Annotated in this window: 18 protein-coding genes and 1 pseudogene; 17 read left to right on the top strand and 2 right to left on the bottom strand. The window is 43.0% G+C overall.

What is annotated here, in order from left to right; all coding sequences use genetic code 11:
- The 11 genes and pseudogenes from recR (at window position 1) to IGI84_RS06450 (ending at window position 8,405) form a co-directional block, all read left to right on the top strand.
- A complete protein-coding gene (recR, locus tag IGI84_RS06400; RefSeq protein ID WP_005229813.1) occupies window positions 1-597 on the top strand; it encodes a recombination mediator RecR in 597 nt (198 codons plus the stop codon).
- Between the two features lie 21 nt (window positions 598-618).
- Complete coding sequence (tmk, locus tag IGI84_RS06405) at window positions 619-1,266, top strand: dTMP kinase (protein ID WP_005229815.1); 648 nt, start codon at window positions 619-621, stop codon at window positions 1,264-1,266.
- 32 nt (window positions 1,267-1,298) lie between these two features.
- Window positions 1,299-1,628 (top strand): cyclic-di-AMP receptor, encoded by a 330-nt coding sequence (locus IGI84_RS06410; protein ID WP_005229817.1) that lies wholly within the window; start codon window positions 1,299-1,301, stop codon window positions 1,626-1,628.
- A gap of 14 nt (window positions 1,629-1,642) precedes the next feature.
- On the top strand, window positions 1,643-2,575 hold the full coding sequence (gene holB, locus IGI84_RS06415) for a DNA polymerase III subunit delta' (RefSeq protein WP_081118471.1): 933 nt from the start codon (window positions 1,643-1,645) through the stop codon (window positions 2,573-2,575).
- Between the two features lie 29 nt (window positions 2,576-2,604).
- Window positions 2,605-3,405 (top strand): PSP1 domain-containing protein, encoded by an 801-nt coding sequence (locus IGI84_RS06420; protein ID WP_200125055.1) that lies wholly within the window; start codon window positions 2,605-2,607, stop codon window positions 3,403-3,405.
- Between the two features lie 19 nt (window positions 3,406-3,424).
- Window positions 3,425-3,772, top strand: coding sequence for a DNA replication initiation control protein YabA (locus IGI84_RS06425; RefSeq protein ID WP_077452675.1), 348 nt, complete (start codon window positions 3,425-3,427; stop codon window positions 3,770-3,772).
- A 74-nt stretch (window positions 3,773-3,846) separates the two neighbouring features.
- Entirely contained in the window at window positions 3,847-4,707 is an 861-nt protein-coding gene (gene rsmI, locus IGI84_RS06430) for a 16S rRNA (cytidine(1402)-2'-O)-methyltransferase (RefSeq protein WP_200125053.1), read from the top strand.
- Between the two features lie 172 nt (window positions 4,708-4,879).
- Window positions 4,880-6,097, top strand: a complete 1,218-nt coding sequence (locus tag IGI84_RS06435) for an ammonium transporter (protein ID WP_081118474.1) — start codon at window positions 4,880-4,882, stop codon at window positions 6,095-6,097.
- A 16-nt stretch (window positions 6,098-6,113) separates the two neighbouring features.
- The gene (locus IGI84_RS06440) at window positions 6,114-6,455 is read left to right on the top strand and encodes a P-II family nitrogen regulator (RefSeq protein WP_086292653.1); all 342 of its coding nucleotides are present in this window, start codon (window positions 6,114-6,116) and stop codon (window positions 6,453-6,455) included.
- A 150-nt stretch (window positions 6,456-6,605) separates the two neighbouring features.
- Window positions 6,606-7,730: a DNA polymerase IV gene (dinB, locus tag IGI84_RS06445; protein WP_086292651.1), complete on the top strand. Its 1,125-nt coding sequence runs from the start codon at window positions 6,606-6,608 to the stop codon at window positions 7,728-7,730.
- Window positions 7,731-7,749: 19 nt separating this feature from the next.
- Window positions 7,750-8,405: pseudogene (locus IGI84_RS06450) on the top strand (DNA alkylation repair protein).
- A gap of 80 nt (window positions 8,406-8,485) precedes the next feature.
- Here the strand turns inward: IGI84_RS06450 and nrdG are convergent.
- Together nrdG and nrdD are read right to left on the bottom strand one after the other, a co-directional pair.
- Entirely contained in the window at window positions 8,486-9,082 is a 597-nt protein-coding gene (gene nrdG, locus IGI84_RS06455; protein ID WP_140965525.1) for an anaerobic ribonucleoside-triphosphate reductase activating protein, read from the bottom strand.
- An 83-nt stretch (window positions 9,083-9,165) separates the two neighbouring features.
- Window positions 9,166-11,361 carry an anaerobic ribonucleoside-triphosphate reductase gene (gene nrdD / locus IGI84_RS06460; protein ID WP_077452475.1) on the bottom strand — a complete coding sequence of 732 codons (2,196 nt, stop codon included), beginning with the start codon at window positions 11,359-11,361 and terminating at the stop codon, window positions 9,166-9,168.
- 286 nt (window positions 11,362-11,647) lie between these two features.
- On the opposite strand from nrdD, the gene IGI84_RS06465 reads away from it, so the two are divergent.
- The 6 genes from IGI84_RS06465 to IGI84_RS06490 all read left to right on the top strand — a co-directional run bounded on the left by IGI84_RS06465 (window position 11,648) and on the right by IGI84_RS06490 (window position 18,438).
- Entirely contained in the window at window positions 11,648-12,412 is a 765-nt protein-coding gene (locus IGI84_RS06465; RefSeq protein ID WP_005236606.1) for an ABC transporter ATP-binding protein, read from the top strand.
- Entirely contained in the window at window positions 12,402-14,456 is a 2,055-nt protein-coding gene (locus tag IGI84_RS06470) for an FtsX-like permease family protein (protein WP_081118479.1), read from the top strand. The genes IGI84_RS06465 and IGI84_RS06470 overlap by 11 nt, the downstream gene beginning before the upstream one ends.
- Window positions 14,457-14,590: 134 nt before the next feature.
- Window positions 14,591-15,673 carry a M42 family metallopeptidase gene (locus IGI84_RS06475; protein WP_077452472.1) on the top strand — a complete coding sequence of 361 codons (1,083 nt, stop codon included), beginning with the start codon at window positions 14,591-14,593 and terminating at the stop codon, window positions 15,671-15,673.
- A gap of 9 nt (window positions 15,674-15,682) precedes the next feature.
- Window positions 15,683-16,468 (top strand): DUF975 family protein, encoded by a 786-nt coding sequence (locus IGI84_RS06480; protein ID WP_233618939.1) that lies wholly within the window; start codon window positions 15,683-15,685, stop codon window positions 16,466-16,468.
- Window positions 16,469-16,674: 206 nt separating this feature from the next.
- Entirely contained in the window at window positions 16,675-17,415 is a 741-nt protein-coding gene (locus IGI84_RS06485; RefSeq protein WP_081118481.1) for an MBL fold metallo-hydrolase, read from the top strand.
- Window positions 17,416-17,433: 18 nt separating this feature from the next.
- Window positions 17,434-18,438, top strand: coding sequence for a lipoate--protein ligase (locus IGI84_RS06490; protein WP_077452469.1), 1,005 nt, complete (start codon window positions 17,434-17,436; stop codon window positions 18,436-18,438).
- Window positions 18,439-18,444: the final 6 nt, after the last annotated feature.

Genomic DNA, 18,444 nt, shown 5'->3' on the forward strand with positions numbered 1-18,444 from the left:
GTGCAATATCCTGAACCGATCGCCCGATTGATCGACAGTTACATGAAACTGCCGGGAATCGGCCAAAAAACCGCAACACGTTTGGCGTTTTATACGATTGATATGAAAGAAGAAGTCGTGAATGAGTTTGCCAAATCACTGCTTAGTGTCAAACGAGATTTGCACTTTTGTAGTATCTGTGGAAATATAACGGAAGAAGATCCTTGTGAGATCTGCAGTGATCCCACAAGAGACAAAGAAACGATTTTAGTGGTGGAAGAGCCTAAAGATGTGATGGCGTTAGAAAAAGTCCGCGAGTATCATGGACTTTATCATGTGCTTCACGGTGTGCTATCCCCAATGGAGGGAACCGGACCAGAAGATATCAACATTGCATCGCTAATACAGCGGCTGCACGATGATCAGGTCAAAGAAGTGATAATTGCGACCAATGCGACCACGGAAGGCGAAGCAACGGCGATGTATATGTCGCGTTTGATTAAGCCTGCTGGTATTAAAGTCACGCGTTTGGCTCATGGGTTATCTGTGGGCAGCGATATTGAGTACGCGGATGAAGTGACCTTGCTTAAAGCAGTAGAAGGTCGCCGAGAATTATAATAGATATTGGAGGCAATTAGGGTGAATGGATTGTTTATAACCATCGAAGGACCTGATGGCGCTGGTAAGACCAGTGTGATCGAAGAGTTGTATCCTCGATTACAGCTCGAAGCAACAAGAAAGATCGTCAAGACAAGAGAACCTGGCGGAGTCAAGATTGCTGAAAAGATACGTAAAATTATATTAGATCCTCGAAATGAGGAAATGGATGAGCGGACAGAAGCCTTGCTTTACGCAGCAGCTCGTCGACAACACTTGATTGAGGTTGTCCTGCCGGCATTGAATGCCGGGCACATCGTGATCTGTGACCGTTTTGTCGACAGTTCGTTGGCTTATCAAGGAGCTGGCCGGCGGATCGGGATTCCTGAAATCGCCCGGATCAACGAGTTTGCGACGGAGGGAACGACCCCTGATTTTACGTTGTACCTAGATGTCGACTCAGATACTGGTTTGCGACGCATTCAGGAAAACCGTGCCCATCAATATGACCGTCTTGATTCGGAAGGATTGGAGTTTCATCAACGCGTCCGTCATGCGTATCTAAAGCTGGCGGAAGAAAATCCTGTACGCATTCATAAGATTGATGCTAGAATGGGGTTACAAGAAGTTGTTGAATCCAGCTATTCAGCAATCGTTGAATCGTATCCTGCTTACTTCAAATCAATCTAAGGTAGGCTGGATAACACAAAGGAGATGGTCCCATGAAATTAATTATGGCAATCGTACAAGACAAAGACAGTAATCGTTTGGCAAATGAGTTTATTGATGCCAATATCCGTGCAACAAAATTGTCATCAACGGGTGGGTTTTTAAAGGCTGGTAATAGTACCTTTATCATTGGTATTGAAGATGATCGTGTGCAAGATGCGTTAGAATTGATCAAAAAAACCTGTCAATCAAGAAAGCAGTATGTCTCGACACCGATGTCTCTAGATATATCCTTAGATGGTCAAGTTCCTTATCCAGTCGAAGTCGAAGTTGGTGGCGCCACCGTATTCGTACTGCCAGTTGACGGATTCCATCAATATTAAAAAAGGAGCATTTCATGGAGGAGTTATTTCTACAAGAATATCAGCCTCTTGTTTTTGCCCAACTAAAAAAAAGTATCAAGCATGGGCGCATTGCTCATGCTTATCTTTTTGAAGGGGACAAGGGGACTGGCAAGCATGAGTTAAGTCTATGGCTCGCAAAACGCCTTTTTTGTACCGACGTGCAAGAAGAAGCACCTTGCGGGAAATGCAGTAACTGTGTGCGGATTGCTCAAGGAGAGCATCCGGACGTTATCCAAATAGAACCAGATGGACAGATGATCAAAGTTGATCAGATTCGGCAACTACAAGAAGAATTCTCAAAAAGCGGTTTTGAGAGCCGTTTAAAGATTTTTATTTTGTCTCAAGCAGATAAAATGAACAACAGCGCTGCCAACAGTTTATTAAAGTTTTTGGAAGAACCGGTGGGAAACTTTTTGGCAATCTTAGAAACGGAGAGCCTTGGTCGTATTTTGCCAACCATCCAGTCCCGCTGTCAGATCATTCATTTCTCTCCTTTGTCAAAAGAAAAACTGCAAGAAAAGTTACAAGAAGAGGGACTTTCTAAAGAGACAAGCCGACTTCTAAGTCACTTGACCAATAGTTATCATAAAGCAGTTGAAATCTCGCAAGATGAATGGTTTAATGAAACTAAGGATGCTGTTAAGCGTTGGGTGAATTACCTTTTGAAGAAAGACCCGCAAGCATTTATTTTTGTTCAGAAAAAATTATTGGGTCTAGCAAAAGAAAAAAATCAGCAATCAGAAATCTTTTTGCTCTTGTTATTTTACTTTCAAGAGGAGCGGGATCGATTGTTGGCGCAAGGTTTATGGGGAAAAGAGATCAATCGTGCCATTGAAGCCGCATTGCAAGCACAAAAAAAGCTGCAAGCCAATGTGTCTTTCCAAGGTGTGGCAGAACAATTTTCCGTGAAAATCATCTATGGATAAAACGCAGCAGCCGGAAAAGGAGACCAGAGATGATCGAAGTTGTCGGAGTGCGTTATCATGACGTAGGCCAGATTTATTTTTACGCACCGAAAAAACAGACCTATACCATAAATGACCAAGTCATCGTGGAATCACAAGATGCCAAATGTCTTGCTACGGTGGTTACCAAAAGCAGAGAAATGAATGAGAGCGATTTGCCTCAGGTAGTCAAACCTATCTTACGTCGGGCGACGAAGAAAGATTTGGAACAGGCAGCAGCCAATCAACAAGCGGCAGATGAAGCCTTAAAAATCGGAAAAGAAAAAATCCGGGCGCACCAGCTGCCGATGAAACTGATTCGAGTAGCTTATACCTTCGAGCGAACAAAGCTGATTTTCTCGTTTACCGCAGAAAGCCGTGTTGATTTTCGTGAATTAGTCAAAGACTTGGCAAGTGAATTTCATACCCGGATCGAACTGCGCCAAATCGGCGTCAGAGATGAAGCCAAAGCACTAGGGGGAGTGGGTCCTTGTGGGCGAAAACTGTGCTGTGCGACGTTTCTAGGAGATTTTATTCCCGTATCCATTAAGATGGCTAAAGATCAAGGACTTTCTTTGAATCCTACGAAAATCTCAGGATTATGCGGTCGCTTGATGTGTTGTCTTAAGTACGAGAGTGAAGAGTATGAGCGGGCAAAAAAAGAATTGCCGGATCGCGGCAAGGAAGTTGAAACGCCAGATGGCAAAGGACGTGTGGTTGGGCTAGATCTGTTAAGCCGAGTGATCAAAGTCCGTTTGCATGATCGGCAAACACCAATCGAATATGATTATGAAGAGCTAGTGACAAAATAAGTAGGTGACCATAATGAGCATGGACAAACGATCAATATATGACGGATTGAATCAGTTAGAATCGGAGTTGCAAAATTCCTTAAATAATCTAGCAGAAATGAAGCAGTCTTTGCAAGAAATCGTCGAAAAAAATACGACATTAGAATTGGAAAATCAACGCTTACGTGAACACATTCGTGAGTTGAACCAAGTGGCAGATGCACCCGCTGAATCGGTCAAACAAGAACTTTCTAAATCACGAATGAATTTAGAAAAGATTTACGAAGAAGGATTTCATGTTTGTTATGACTTATACGGTTCTCGCAGAGAACATGATGAACCTTGTGCATTTTGTCTAGAAGTGATCTATCGTGAAAGCGGCAAATAACTGACTGACAGTCTAATAGGTTCGTTAGAAAAAAGATCAGTTTCCACTGGTCTTTTTTTCGAAAGGAGCAGAACATGCTAAAGCAGCAAAGTTATAAACAAGACACTGGAAAATTGTATCTTGTTCCGACGCCGATCGGAAACTTGGAAGATATGACGGTCCGGTGTGTCAAAATTTTAAAAGAAGCGGACCTGATCGCAAGTGAAGATACTCGTAATACCCAGAAATTGTTGAATCATTTTGAGATCACGACACCGCAAAAAAGCTTACATGAACACAATTATAAAGAGCGAGTTCCGCAGTTGGTAGAACAGCTGCAGATGGGCAAGACCATTGCCCAATGCAGCGATGCTGGTATGCCCTCCATCAGTGATCCGGGGCATGAATTAGTCAAGGCGTGCTTGGTCGAAGGAATTGCGGTGATTGCGCTTCCAGGACCTACGGCTGGTTTGACCGCGCTGATTGCTTCTGGCTTATCACCGCAACCAAACCTCTTTTATGGCTTTTTACCTCGTAAGAAAAAAGAACAAAAACAAGCCTTGAGTGAATTAGCGACCCAGAAAGCAACGATGATTTTCTATGAATCACCCTATCGAATCGCTGCGACGATTGAAACGATGCAAGAGGTATTTGGTGAACGGCAGGCAGTCATCTGCCGTGAATTGACGAAAATCCACGAAGAATACTTGCGCGGAACTTTTTCAGAACTGACTGACTATCTAGAACAGCAGTCAATCAAAGGAGAATGCTGTCTGTTGGTGGAAGGGTCTTCTGAAATACAAGAAATTGTTTATGAAGGAAGTTACGCAGAACAAGTGGCTGCCTTGATGCAAGAGGCCGAATTGTCCTCAAAAGAAGCGATCAAAGAAGTGGCTAAGCGTAATCAAGTAAAGAAACAGCTTGTCTATCAAGCGTATCACCAAATAGAAGAGTAATCATACCGAGACTTCTCTCGGTATTTTTTTGTATCACACGCCTACTTATGTGACATTACCTAACATATAAAGTCAGCTATTTTCAGGAAATTCATGTTTTTCTCAGAAAAATCTAGATTATTCGAAAATATGGTGTTAGGATAGCTAACATATAGAAAGGGAGGCGTGTAAAATGGATACAGGGAATATTGCATTTATTTTAATTTGTAGCGGTATGGTTTTTCTAATGACTCCAGCATTGGCATTTTTTTATGGAGGATTGGAACGACGCAAAAACATCCTCAATACCATGATGATGGTGATTTGTACGATGGGCTTGGCGTCCGTCCTCTGGGTCGCTCTAGGGTATACATTATCCTTTAGCGGGACAGGATCATTTATTGGCAATTTAGACAAAGTCTTTTTCAATCATGTTTCGATGTCAGAAGGAGAGGGAATTCCTGAAGGGTTATTTGCTGCCTTTCAAATGATGTTTGCTTTGATCACAACGGCGATCATCACTGGATCAGTTGTTGGCAGAATGCGGTTCTCTGCTATTTTCCTATTTATTGGCTTCTGGCTGGTTTTCGTGTATTTTCCAATGGCGCATATGGTGTGGGGCGGCGGCTTCTTAGATGCGATCGGCTCGATCGACTTTGCAGGAGGCAATGTCGTTCATATCAGCTCAGGAATCAGTGGGTTAGTCTTAGCGATCGTTGTCGGCAAACGACGAGAATTTCATCAAACGGAATATCGACCTCATAATATTCCATTCGTTGTTCTAGGAGCGGGATTGCTATGGTTCGGTTGGTTTGGCTTTAATGCCGGCTCTGCTCTAGCAGCTGATGGCCTAGCGATCCACGCCTTGATGACCACGAATACGGCAGCAGCCAGTGCGATGCTGTCTTGGATGTTGATTGAAAAACTCGTCGTGGGCAAACCGACGATCGTCGGTGCTTGTACCGGAGCAGTGGTGGGCTTAGTTGCGATTACTCCAGGGGCGGGGTTTGTCTCCCTTTGGTCTTCCTTTATCATTGGCGCTTTAGTCAGTCCGTTTTGTTACTTCTTTATTTCCGTCATCAAACATCGATTAGGCTTAGATGATGCATTGGATGCCTTTGGTTGTCATGGGGTAGGCGGAATCTTTGGCGGTTTGATGACCGGGATTTTTGCTGATCCAGCTGTTGGTGGACATTCAGGATTGCTTTATGGCGGTATTGATCTTTTTATCGCACAGGCCGAAAGTATCGTGTTCACGATTTTGTTTGCCGGTATCCTATCCTTTGTCATTATCACCTTGATCAAATGGGTGATGCCGATTCGGGTCTCTCAGCAAGAAGAAGCGGTGGGGATGGATCGGATCGAACATGATGAAACGGCCTATCCTACCTTTATGGGGTTAGATTCTTAAGAGTGGAGGAGCAGTCATGAAAAAAGTTGAAGCGATTATTCGCCAAGAAAAATTAGAGGAGCTAAAAGCCGCATTGGATCAATCGGATCTGATCAGCGGGATGACGGTCAGTCAAGTCCTCGGATGTGGCAATCAAAAAGGCCTAAAAGAGTTTATTCGTGGCCAAGAAGTGATCACGACTCTTTTACCAAAAGTAAATGTCCGTTTCGTTTTAGCAGATGAAAAAGTTAACGATGTGATTGAGTTGATTTTATCGATCTGTCGAACAGATGAAGTCGGTGATGGCAAAATATTCGTCTACCCGTTGGAAGAAGCGATTCGGATTCGCACCAATGAACGAGGGGAAGCCGCCTTATAACAGAAATTCTTAGACTATGAACTTTGCAGCAAAAGCAGTGAACGTAGAGGGAAGGACCAATGAAAATTGGTCCTTTTTGCGTGCTTCGCTTGATTCCTTGCTTGATAGGGAACCTCTGTTCGTTTATAATGAGAAGTGAGGTGAGCAACGATGTCGGAACTGCAATTTCCCTTAAAAAATGATACGAGCCGCAAAATTATTCATATTGATATGGATGCTTTTTTTGCTTCGGTGGAAGAACGGGATGATCCTGAGCTGGCCAAGCATCCCCTCGTGATTGCCCGTCACCCAAGCGATACTGGCGGACGAGGAGTGGTCACGACAGCGAATTATTTGGCGCGACAATATGGTATCCATTCGGCAATGAGTGCGCAAAAAGCCTACGAGCTTTGTCCGCAAGCGATTTTTAAACCGGGGAATCATCAAAAGTATCGTGAAGTGTCCCAGCAAGTCAGAGAAATTTTTCACCGATACACCGACATCATCGAACCAGTTTCTATCGATGAAGCGTATCTAGATGTGACAGTTAACAAAATCAATTGTCCTTCCGCGATCAAGATCGCTCGTTTGATTCAACGAGACATTTGGCAAGAGACTCATTTGACCTGTTCGGCGGGTGTCAGTTACAACAAATTCTTGGCAAAACTATCTTCCGATTATCATAAACCACGAGGTTTAACGGTGGTGATGCCGGATGAGGCAGTGGCCTTTTTACACCAACTACCCATCGATAAATTTCATGGGATCGGGAAGAAAACTGTCCCCAGGATGCATGAGTTAGGCATTTTTACAGGAGCCGATCTATACGCTTGGAGTGAGATGGCGTTGATCCGCGAATTTGGCAAAATGGGGTATTCCTTGTATCGGAAAGTTAGAGGAATCCATGATTCACCAGTCAGTGTGACCAGAGAACGAAAATCAGTTGGAAAAGAGCATACATACGGCAATCCATTAACTAGTGAAGAACAAGTTTTGAGCCAATTACGGGCTATCGCAGAAGAAGTCGAAAGATCACTGAAGCGCACACAAAAACATGGCAAAACAGTCGTGTTAAAAGTCCGTTACAGTGATTACTCTACGATCACCAAGCGAGTGACCTTGCCAACCTATGTTCATAAAAAAGAACAGCTGTTTTCCGAAGCAAGTCTGATCTGGGAAGAAATTTTAGGTTTGGAAAAAGGCATCCGTCTTTTGGGGATCACCGTCACAAATCTTGATCCACTGACCTATGAAAATATCGTACTGCCCTTATGGCAACTATCTGACGAGCAGTAGGTAAAAGAGGAGGAGCAAAATGACACTCTATCAAGTATATGACACGATGGTGGGGTTGGCTGATCAGGAGCGAAGTGAAAAAATGGCCGCCTACATGCGGCATCAGTTTGATTTTCTGGGCATTCCTGCGCCGTTGCGCCGCCAGCAAGAAAAAACAGCCTTTAAAGCAGCAAAACAAACGAAAACGGTCGATTGGGATTTTATCGATCATTGTTGGCAAAGTAACTATCGAGAACACCAGTACTTTGGGATTGATTATTTAGTGGTGATGGAGCCCTTTTTAATAGCCGTTGATCTAGCAAAAATTGAACAGTTGGTCATAACGAAAGCTTGGTGGGACAGCGTGGACGCACTGAGTGAGGTCGTTAGAAAACTTGTTCGCCGATTGCCAGCGTTAAAGGTTGAGATGCTTCGCTGGAGTCTTGACAATAATCTTTGGCTACGGCGCGTGGCGATTCTCCACCAACTGTTGTAAAAAGAACAGATGGATGAACCATTGCTAGAAGAGATCCTTGTCAACAATTTGGGTAGTTCTGAATTTTTGTCAACAAAGCCATTGGCTGGACCTTGCGAGATTATGCCAAGACAAATCCTCAGTGGGTTCAAGATTTTCTCCTGCGCTATCAAACAAGTCTGGCGCCTTTGACGGTTCGTGAAGCGAGTAAGTACCTTTAAAAAGTAGCTTTACTGGCTGAATATCGCAATAAAAAACACCGTGCAGTATCTTTTTTGAAAGATGCACGGTGTTTTGATCGTTAAATTTGTTTTTTGATTTGTTCGTAGCTTGCTTCCGCATCTTTGCACTTTGCCCAGATAACCGCTTTTCCTTGTTCACGGGATGCAGCAAGATCAATGATTCGTTGATTGCTGCTGCCACGAAATTGCAAGTTTAGGTTTCGCTTACTGAGTTCAAAGCGGCCGTCCACCAAAATATCGATTTTGGATAAGAGTTCCAGTTTATCAGGTGTTTCCAAAAGCAATTCTTCATAGGTGTAGCCGGACCAGCTCCAAATATCTTTGCTGTGCCCGAACTCAGCACGAACGCGATCAACGACTTTCAGACAGACTGTCGTGTTTAAGAAAGGTTCGCCGCCTAGGAGCGTCAGTCCTTGAACATACTCATGTCGCAGATCTTCAATGATTCGATCCTCTAGTTCTTGCGTAAAAGGTGTCCCATAGCGAAAGTTTTGGACGGCTTTGTTGAAACAGCCTTCACAAGCAAACAGACAGCCACTCACATACAAACTATTTCGAATGCCTTCACCATCCACAAAGTTGAAGGCTTTGTAATCAGCAATATAATTTTGACTGTACTCGTTTGCTTTCCATTCTTGGGGCTTAGGATTTCTCATAAGAAAACTTCTTTCTATTGTGAATTACAGGGGTTGGTCTTCGATAAAAGGAGTGTAGAGGAAATCTAACACTCCTTTTATGATTATTCTTGCAAATGTTTGACCCGAGCAGAGATTTCTTTGTGACGACCGTTGACCATTGGACGAGCTTGAGGATTTCCAAGATACCCACAGGTTCTTTTGACAACATCACAACTTTTTGGATCGTGATTGCCACATTGTGGACATTCAAAGCCTCGTTCGGTTGGATTAAAGTCTCCTTCATATCCGCACTCGTAACAGTGATCGATAGGGGTATTTGTTCCAAGATAAGCGACCCGATCGTATGCGTAATCCCAAACCGCTTCTAACGCTTTTGGATTTTGCTGCAAGACTGGATATTCACAGTAATGAATAAAGCCACCAGAACAGTATTTTGGATAGTCCTTTTCAAAATCAAGTTTCTCAAATGGTGTCGGATTTTTCCGCACATCATAGTGGAAGCTGTTCGTATAATATTCTTTGTCGGTAATATTTTCAACTTCACCGAATTTTTCGGTATCTAAGCGGCAGAAACGATCAGTCAGGCTTTCACTTGGCGTCGAGTACACGCTGAAATGATAACCGTATTCATCGCCCCAGGCATCCGCATGAGCTTTCAATTCTTTCACGATCGCCATCGTAAAGGCTTTTGCTTCTGGGTCTTGTTCCCAAGTTCCGCCATAAAAAGCAGAAGCAGCTTCGTATAAACCAATGTAGCCAAGTGAAACAGTGGCCCGTTTATTTTTGAATAATTCGTTGACATTGTCTTTGCGATCCAAACGTTCACCGAAAGCCCCATACATATAAAGGATCGGCGCATTGGCGGGACTCGCTTCTTTACAGCGCTCTACGCGATAGACAAGGGCATCTTTAACGATTTGCAGACGGTCCTCCAGCAGCGACCAGAATTTTTCTTGATCGCCATTTGCTTCTAAGGCGATCCGTGGAATATTCAATGTCACGACACCTAGATTCATCCGACCGACATTGATTTCTTCACCACGTTCGTTTTTCCAGCCTTGCAAGAAAGAACGACAGCCCATCGGCACTTTAAAGCTACCGGTCAATTCAACCAATTTATCATAATTCAAAATATCCGGGTACATCCGTTTAGTGGCACATTCTAATGCCAGTTCTTTGATATCGTAATTTGGATCGGTAGGGGCCAAGTTGACCCCGCGGCGAATACTAAAAATCAATTTTGGGAAAATAGCGGTGCGCTTTTCACTGCCTAACCCGTTGATGCGAATTTGGAGAATCGCTCGTTGAATTTCCCGTTCGAACCAGTTGGTTCCTAAACCAAAGCCAAGGGAAGTGAACGGCGTTTGTCCGTTCGAGGTGAATAACGTATTGATTTCGTATTCTAGACTTTGCATTGCATCATAGATATCTTTGCGGGTTTTGCTCTTCGCGTACGCTTCCCGACGTTCGGGCGTCTCGATCCATTCTTCGGCATCTTTTAGATGCTTTTGATAATTCAACTCAGCAAAAGGAGCCAATAATTCATCCGTTCGATCAGCAGAACAGCCGCCATATTGACTCGATGCTACGTTTGCAATGATTTGTGAGATTTGAGCGGTGGCCGTTTGGATCGATTTTGGCGACTCCACTTCGGCGTTCCCAATTTTAAACCCATTATTTAGCATGCCTTTAAAATCGATCAGGCAGCAGTTGGTCATTGGTGTGTAAGGATGATAATCCAAGTCATGGTAATGAATGTCGCCTTTTTGATGGGCATTTGCCACGTGAGGAGGCAGCATTTTCAAACCGATCGATTTTCCTACGATCCCGGCGGTCAAATCACGTTGTGTGTTGAACACATTGCTATCTTTATTGGCATTTTCATTGACGACCGATTGATCTTTATTCATCAATTTGTTGATCGTAAAGTTGATGTCTGTTGCTTTGCTGCGCTCGAAATCACGATGGGTCCGATAGTTGATATATTCTTCAGCCAAGGCATACTCGTTTTTTGCTAACAAGATATGCTCGACGATATTTTGAATCTCATAGATTTTTACATTTGTACGAAAACGTTCCGCGATCTCGTGATCGACACTGTCAACGATCTCGGTGATTTTTTCGTGGTCGATGGGAGAAAGCTCGCCGTTGACTTTTCTTAGGGCTTTCACTAACGCATCGTAAATTTTTTGATCATCAAAATCGACAAGCCGTCCATCACGTTTTACGATTTTTAACTGACGCAAAGCGGACTGTCTTTCCAACCCTTGCTCAGGATTTCTCTTAATGTTCATCATTTCTACCACTCCTTATCTTCCTCAATATAATAAAACATATTATAGAAATGAGCAACTATATATAGTGGTGAATAAGGGGTAGTAAATTGGATATACACAATATATGGTGTATATTCATTGGGGTGTTTTCTGAGAAAACTGATAAGATTAAGGATTTGGTTGTTCCATGTTTCACATAATGAATAAAAAACTTTTTTAAATTTATTTTTTCTCTGTTTTTAAGCAGAACGATTCAATGAAAAGTATGCTACCATAAGGAGAGAATTTTTTTTAAGGAGGGTTCTATGTGAAAAATATGATTGATGTGAAGCATCTGACCAAAAGTTACGGCACTCGATTCAATCAAACCAAAGTATTAGATAACCTTTCTTTTGCAGTGGATCAAGGAGAATTTGTTGGGGTTATGGGACCAAGCGGTGCTGGGAAAACGACCTTGATGAATCTGTTGTCTTCTATCATGCGACCTAGCTTAGGCTCGATCTATATCGATGGCAAAGACATTACCCGAATGTCGGAAAAAGCCCTCAGCGATTTTCGGCGTCAGCAGATTGGCTTCATCTTTCAAGATTTTAATCTTTTAGAGACATTGACAGCCAGAGACAATATCTTGCTTCCGTTAGCCATTGATCGCTTGCCCGTGAAGGAAACCCAAGTACGTATCGAGGAGACGGCCAATTTGTTAGGGATCGAACACTTATTGGATCGTTACCCAGAAGAATTGTCTGTAGGGCAAAAACAAAGGGTTGCTGCTGCTCGCGCAATCATCAGTCGTCCGGCGGTCCTTTTTGCTGATGAACCCACCGGAGCCCTTGATTCAAAAGCGGCGACAGAATTGTTACGGTATTTGGCACAAATCAATCAACAAGAGAAAACAACGATCTTGATGGTCACTCATGATCCTTTCACCGCCAGCTACTGCAATCGGATTTTATTCATCCGCGATGGCGTCTTCTTTGCAGAAGTTGTCAAAAAAGGCAGTCGTCAGGAATTTTTCGAAAAAATCATCGATATGCAGGCAACGATTGGAGGCGGTCCGCGCCATGTTGTTTAAAATCGGCTGGCGGAGTTTTTTGCGGCAGTTTCGCAATTATATGGTGTATTTTATCTGTATGATGACTGCCGTGATGATTTTCTATTCATTTAATGCTTTGATGAACGATCGTCTCTTGAATCAAAGAGTTCAGCAAGATATCCGGATCGAAGGGGTATTAGGATTCGGCAGCAGTGTGGTAGCATTTGTTGTCTTGTTTTTTATGCTGAGTGCCAATCATTTTTTTCTTAGCCAGCGACAAAAGGAAATCAGTGTCTATCAGCTTTTGGGGTTACGTCAAGGTCGTCTTGCTTGGTTGCTGCTGCGGGAAACGTTTCTACTGAATTTTTTCTCTTTAGTAACCGGTATTTTTATGGGAATTATTTTTTCGAAATTCTTTTCAATGATTTTGATTCGGGCAATGGGCCTGAATTTAACCAGTCATTTCTTTAATTCCCCACAATCGATTTTTTCGACGGTCTTTGTTTTTATCGCGGCGATGATCATTTTGAGTATTCAAGTGATCCTTTTTGTTTGGCGTACCCCAATGAGTGAATTGATCAAGACCGAATACCGCTTACCGATCAAAAAAATGAAAATGACTCCGTTTCGTTCCTTAATGGGGGTTCTAGGTCTGATTCTACTTGGAGTAGGCTACTATCTGTCATTAACCCTGCGGGAAACATGGACCAACTATATCACGTATACGCAAGACTTTTCAGCGATTCTATGGATCCCATTACTGATTCTATTTTGCTGTGTAACGGCAACCTATCTCTTTTTTGATTGTACGTTGCCGGCACTGTTGTATTTTTTGAGCAAACCCAAAAAACACCTCATTAAAGGGGCAAAATTGATTGCTTACAATAACGTGCGTGCATACTTGCAAAGGACGTGGAAAAGCTATGCCCTTTTGACGATCATTACCGCGATCGCGATCTCACTGATTGGGGGAACAATGGGGGTCATCTCATTAAATTACCAAGCAACGAACCGTATCTACCCAACCTCTTTTCAAGTGTCAGGAGAGCAGGCGGGGACCTTGCGTACCCTTTTAGAAAAGTCGGGTATGCCAATTACAGCGGAGCAAACGATTCCTTACAAAATGACCAATATGACGGTGCAGACTCGCTACCTAGGAGAGTTGCAAGATGAAAGTGTAGAAAATATGATGGTGAATCTGGTGGCACTTTCTGATTATCAGCGTCTACGAAAACTGGTTCCAAATGCTCCTGAAATTCGACTGAGTACAGACAAGCAAGCGGTCCTTTTTGATAGTCAGTACGACGTGACTCGTTCATTTGTCACGTATCGGGATGAAGTCAAAGTTGGCAGTCAACATGAGTTTAAACTTATCCAAGCACAGCAGGACTACTTTGGGGATTATGCCTTGCGCTATTCTTTGCCAAATGTCCTTGTCATTCAAGATGATGCGTACCAACAAATCGAGGGATTCACCTATAGCATTGCTTATTTGCAAACCGAAAAGGTGCAAACAGAAGCGCTAACGCAGTTGTTAGATGAAGAATTGCCGATCGAGTGGGCGCATCCTTTGACCTATGAATTTAGCGACGACCAAAAAAACGTACGCTTTTATCCAGAGACCGCACGGGATTCAAGCAATGATAGTGGTCAGACGACCGCTTATCGGCTAACGTTAGCCAATCGCTTTACAACAATGCGGGGGGTGCGGCGACAAGCAGGAATCATTTTGTTCGTATCGCTGTTTGTTGGGGTGATCGTTTTGATCACCACGTCTAGTAGTTTGATCGTTCGACAATTTTCTAACACGGAGCGGGAAAAGCACAATTACCGACTATTGACAAAATTAGGCTACACCCGTAACGAAGTGCGCAAGTTGGTGTACTGGCAAAACATTTGGATTTTTATGCCCGGCACCTTATTAGCGATTTTGCATGCGGTATTTGCTATCAATACCTTCACACAGATCATCGACAGTCCCGGGTATTGGGTCGCTCATTTGTTTGCAGGAGTAGCAGCAGTTGTCTATCTATTTGCCTATTTGATTACCGTCAAGCTGTGTCTGCGGATTATTGAAACTTGATCTATTTATACGATAAAACGATTCTAGGAAACTAGGATCGTTTTTTTCATTTAACCAATCTTTTTGTATTTCCCTCTGGCACCAGATTAAGAGAATGGTATAATCATAATCAATGAGACAAAGGAGGAAGCAAGATGGAGAAAAAAGAAGAACAGCTTTTAATAGACCTAACGACTGCACGTGGGGTTCCTGGGAATGAGGAGGAAGTGCGTGAAGTCTTTAAAGAATATGCCAAAGACTTTGCTGAAGATATCTTTTTTGATGGGTTAGGAAGTGTCATTGCGAAACATGTTGGTGATGGCGGCGGTCCGAAAATTTTTATTTCGGGACATATGGATGAAGTCGGCTTTATGGTAACGAAAATTACGGAAAAAGGCTTTATTGAATTTCAAACCCTTGGTGGCTGGTGGGGGCAAGTGATGCTGGCACAGCAAGTCGAGATCAAAACCAATGATGGCAAATTGATCCACGGTGTCGTCGGCTCAAAACCACCCCATGTCTTGAGTCCAGAGACTCGAAACAAACCTTACGATATCAAAGATATGTTCATCGATATCGGCGCTTCAAGTGAAGAAGAAGCCAAAGGCTGGGGGATCCGTCCTGGAGATATGATCACCCCCTATATCCAATACAAACGGATGAACGACAGCAAATTTTTGCTAGCCAAAGCATGGGACAATCGAATTGGTACGGCGGTATCACTACGGGTATTAGAAACCTTGGCAGCCGAAGGACATCCAAACTGCTTGTTTGCCGGCAGCGACGTGATGGAAGAAGTTGGCCTAAGAGGGGCACGAACAAGCACTCACTTAGTGAATCCCGATATCGCTATCGCCCTAGATACTGGTACCGCTGGGGACACACCTGGAATGACACCAAAAGAAGCGGATTCTGTGTTAGGCAAAGGCCCACAAGTCTTGATTTTCGATGCTTCCATGATTCCTCACAAGAAATTATTGAATTTTGTGATCGATGTCGCCGAAGAGATGGAAATTCCTTTCCAATATACCGTGATCACTGGTGGGGGAACCGATGCTGGTCAAATGCATTTGACTCGTGATGGGGTTCCTTCGATCGCTATTACTGTGCCAGTTCGTTACCTGCATTCTCATACTTCTGTCATTCATGAGGATGACTACTTCAATACAGTCAAGCTTGTAACGGAAGTGGTTCGCCGCTTAGACGATAAGACCGTTAAAGCATTGCGTAGTTATTAAGGTGAGTCTATGAGATCAAATACAATGATTCGAGAGACGGCTAAAAACTCCTTGCGCGGATTCTGGGGAACATTCGTCTTAAGTATTTTAGCAACGGTTGCCGTACAAGCGGTCGTCAATTCACTGTTCAGTAGTTTAGGCTCTTCCGTAGGGACAAACAACGCAGGAAATTGGCTTGATTTTATTTTGGACAATTTTGTCTTCTTTGCTTTTTCAGTAGCATTGAGTATTATGGCACTCTATCTGGTTCGTGGTAAAGGGATCAAAGTGGCGGATATTTTTCTCGTATTTGATAAACGATTCTATGTGCCGTTTTTGCTACTAAATTTAGTGAGCGCGCTTTTAAATTATCTTTTGAGTTTTGCGATTTTCTTGCCGCAATTTGTCTTATCAGGCCTTAATCAATATTTGGGCTTGGTATTTAATTTTAATCGGGGAATTTCTATTGATGTATCGATGTTTAACGGTTCGATCGCTTTTGTGGTTGGGACGATTCTCTCCATCATCTTGTTCTTCTTTTTGTCGCAAGTCGTTACTGGTGTGATCCAATTAGCAATCTATCTACGCTATGATCAGCCGGAATTAGGGGTTCTTCAGTCTATCAAAGTAGCCTTTGCTCTCTTGCGACCACATCTGGGCCAATACATTTGGCTGCAATTATCATTGATTGGCTGGTTTATTCTGGGTTTCTTGGCGCTTATGATTGGGATGTTGTGGGCAAACGCCTATGCGTATGCGGTGAACGCAGCATTCTATGAAGAATTGATCAATGAACAACGAGCGCTAATTAGGTAAGCAAAAAAAACGACGTACCATTGGAATGGTTCCTTAAGGATAGAGTAGAACACTCATTCAAGGGATTCATCAATAGACGTCGTTTTTTTCTCATTTTCTTGATCCTTTTCGCAAAAAAAAATGGTCAGATTTTAGTCAAATCAGCAGAGATGTGATAGCATTAAAGAAGTAGAAAATCAGCTTGAGCCAAAGAGGAGGAAACACAAGTGAAAATAACTGTCTTAGGTTGTTTAGGTGCCTATCCGTATAACGGTGAAGGGACTACTGGCTATTTAGTTGAGTCAGAAGGCTTTCATTTGCTGCTTGATGCGGGAAGTACCACCTTGGTCCAACTAGAAAAAATCCTTGATCCCTTAGACTTAGATGCAGTGATTTTGACGCATTACCATCACGATCATATTGCGGATTTAGGGGTATTGCAATACTATTGGCAATTATATCCTGGAAGCGAAGAACGCCAGATTTTGCCGATCTACGGCCATGGGGAGGATACGGTTCATTTTGAAAGCTTGACGATGCCTGGAGTGACTCAAGGAATTGATTATCTCCAAACGGAGTCATTGGAATTGGGCCCGTTCACCATTACCTTTATGAAGACGATCCATCCAGTCACTTGCTATGCCATGCGATTTGTTGAGAAAAACACCGGCAAGGTCTTTGTTTTTACTGGAGACTCTGGCTATTTAGAATCTTTTGTTTCGTTTGCTGAAGGGGCTGACTTATTCTTGGCAGATACCTATCTTTTTGCAGGCAATGAGCGGCACAAGGCTCATTTTACGTCAAAAGAAGCAGGCGAGATCGCCCATGCAGCGCAGGTAAAAAAATTAATGGTGACGCATTTGCCGCAACATGGTGACTTAGAACAGTTACGAGAAGAGGCTGCACTAGCTGCCAATGGGATCCCCGTTGAATTGGCGGCTGTTCAAAAAATAATTGAAATCATCTAATTAGGAGGAACGAATAGTATGCTTTTTGTACCGAACGAACTGAATGACCCACGCATCAATTTAGCCATCGAGATTTTTCTTCTTCAAGAAATGAAAGTGGATGAACCCATCTTACTTTTTTACATTAATGAACCATCGATTATCATTGGACGCAATCAAAATACGATCGAAGAGATCAATAAGGAATATGTGGATGAACATGGGATCCATGTCGTTCGTCGTTTCAGCGGCGGCGGTGCAGTCTATCATGATTTCGGAAACTTGAATTTCAGTTTTATTATGCCTGACGATGGCAATTCTTTCAGAGATTTTGAAAAGCTGACGAAACCAATCGTCCAAGCCTTGCATGAGATGGGGGTTGAAGGAGCGCAACTAAAAGGCCGCAACGACCTTGTGATCAATGACATGAAGTTTTCTGGGAATGCGATGTACGCAACGAATGGCCGGATGTTTGCTCATGGCACGATCATGTTTGACAGTGACATCAATGAAGTGGTCAACGCATTGAAAGTCCGCAAAGACAAAATCGAATCAAAAGGTATCAAATCGATCCGCTCAAGAGTAACCAACATCAAACCATTCTTGCCAAAAGAGAAGCAAGACATGACGACTGAAGAGTTCCGTCAAGAAATCTTATTGAAGATTTTTGGTGTCGATTCCGTGGAAGAAGTCAAAACATATGAATTAACAGAAGAAGATTGGGTCAAGATCAATGAGATTTCCGATAAGTATTATCGCAACTGGGATTGGAATTACGGTAAATCTCCAGCCTTTGATATTGAACGCCGTCATCGCTTTCCAATCGGATCCATCGAAGTTCGTTTGAATGTGGCAGAAGGAAAAATTACGGATGCCAAAATCTTTGGTGACTTTTTCGGCTTAGGGGACATTGCGGATGTAGAAGAAGCCCTGATCGGTACTCGCTATGCGAAAGAAGATTTGGCACAAGTCATTGCCAACATTGATGTCAAAAAATATTTTGGCAACATCACGCCTGAAGATTTTCTTTCATTGATTTATTAATCAAAA

Source organism: Enterococcus sp. DIV0008 (assembly GCF_050542615.1).
Taxonomy (GTDB): Bacteria; Bacillota; Bacilli; order Lactobacillales; family Enterococcaceae; genus Enterococcus_D; species Enterococcus_D innesii.

Bases quoted from the DNA above. Each gene is read 5' to 3' on its own strand.
- IGI84_RS06410 (WP_005229817.1), top strand. From the start codon at position 1,299: ATGAAATTAATTATGGCAATCGTACAAGACAAAGACAGTAATCGTTTG.
- holB (WP_081118471.1), top strand. From the start codon at position 1,643: ATGGAGGAGTTATTTCTACAAGAATATCAGCCTCTTGTTTTTGCCCAA.
- IGI84_RS06420 (WP_200125055.1), top strand. From the start codon at position 2,605: ATGATCGAAGTTGTCGGAGTGCGTTATCATGACGTAGGCCAGATTTAT.
- IGI84_RS06425 (WP_077452675.1), top strand. From the start codon at position 3,425: ATGGACAAACGATCAATATATGACGGATTGAATCAGTTAGAATCGGAG.
- rsmI (WP_200125053.1), top strand. From the start codon at position 3,847: ATGCTAAAGCAGCAAAGTTATAAACAAGACACTGGAAAATTGTATCTT.
- IGI84_RS06435 (WP_081118474.1), top strand. From the start codon at position 4,880: ATGGATACAGGGAATATTGCATTTATTTTAATTTGTAGCGGTATGGTT.
- IGI84_RS06440 (WP_086292653.1), top strand. From the start codon at position 6,114: ATGAAAAAAGTTGAAGCGATTATTCGCCAAGAAAAATTAGAGGAGCTA.
- dinB (WP_086292651.1), top strand. From the start codon at position 6,606: ATGTCGGAACTGCAATTTCCCTTAAAAAATGATACGAGCCGCAAAATT.
- nrdG (WP_140965525.1), bottom strand. From the start codon at position 9,082: ATGAGAAATCCTAAGCCCCAAGAATGGAAAGCAAACGAGTACAGTCAA.
- nrdD (WP_077452475.1), bottom strand. From the start codon at position 11,361: ATGATGAACATTAAGAGAAATCCTGAGCAAGGGTTGGAAAGACAGTCC.
- IGI84_RS06470 (WP_081118479.1), top strand. From the start codon at position 12,402: ATGTTGTTTAAAATCGGCTGGCGGAGTTTTTTGCGGCAGTTTCGCAAT.
- IGI84_RS06475 (WP_077452472.1), top strand. From the start codon at position 14,591: ATGGAGAAAAAAGAAGAACAGCTTTTAATAGACCTAACGACTGCACGT.
- IGI84_RS06480 (WP_233618939.1), top strand. From the start codon at position 15,683: ATGAGATCAAATACAATGATTCGAGAGACGGCTAAAAACTCCTTGCGC.
- IGI84_RS06490 (WP_077452469.1), top strand. From the start codon at position 17,434: ATGCTTTTTGTACCGAACGAACTGAATGACCCACGCATCAATTTAGCC.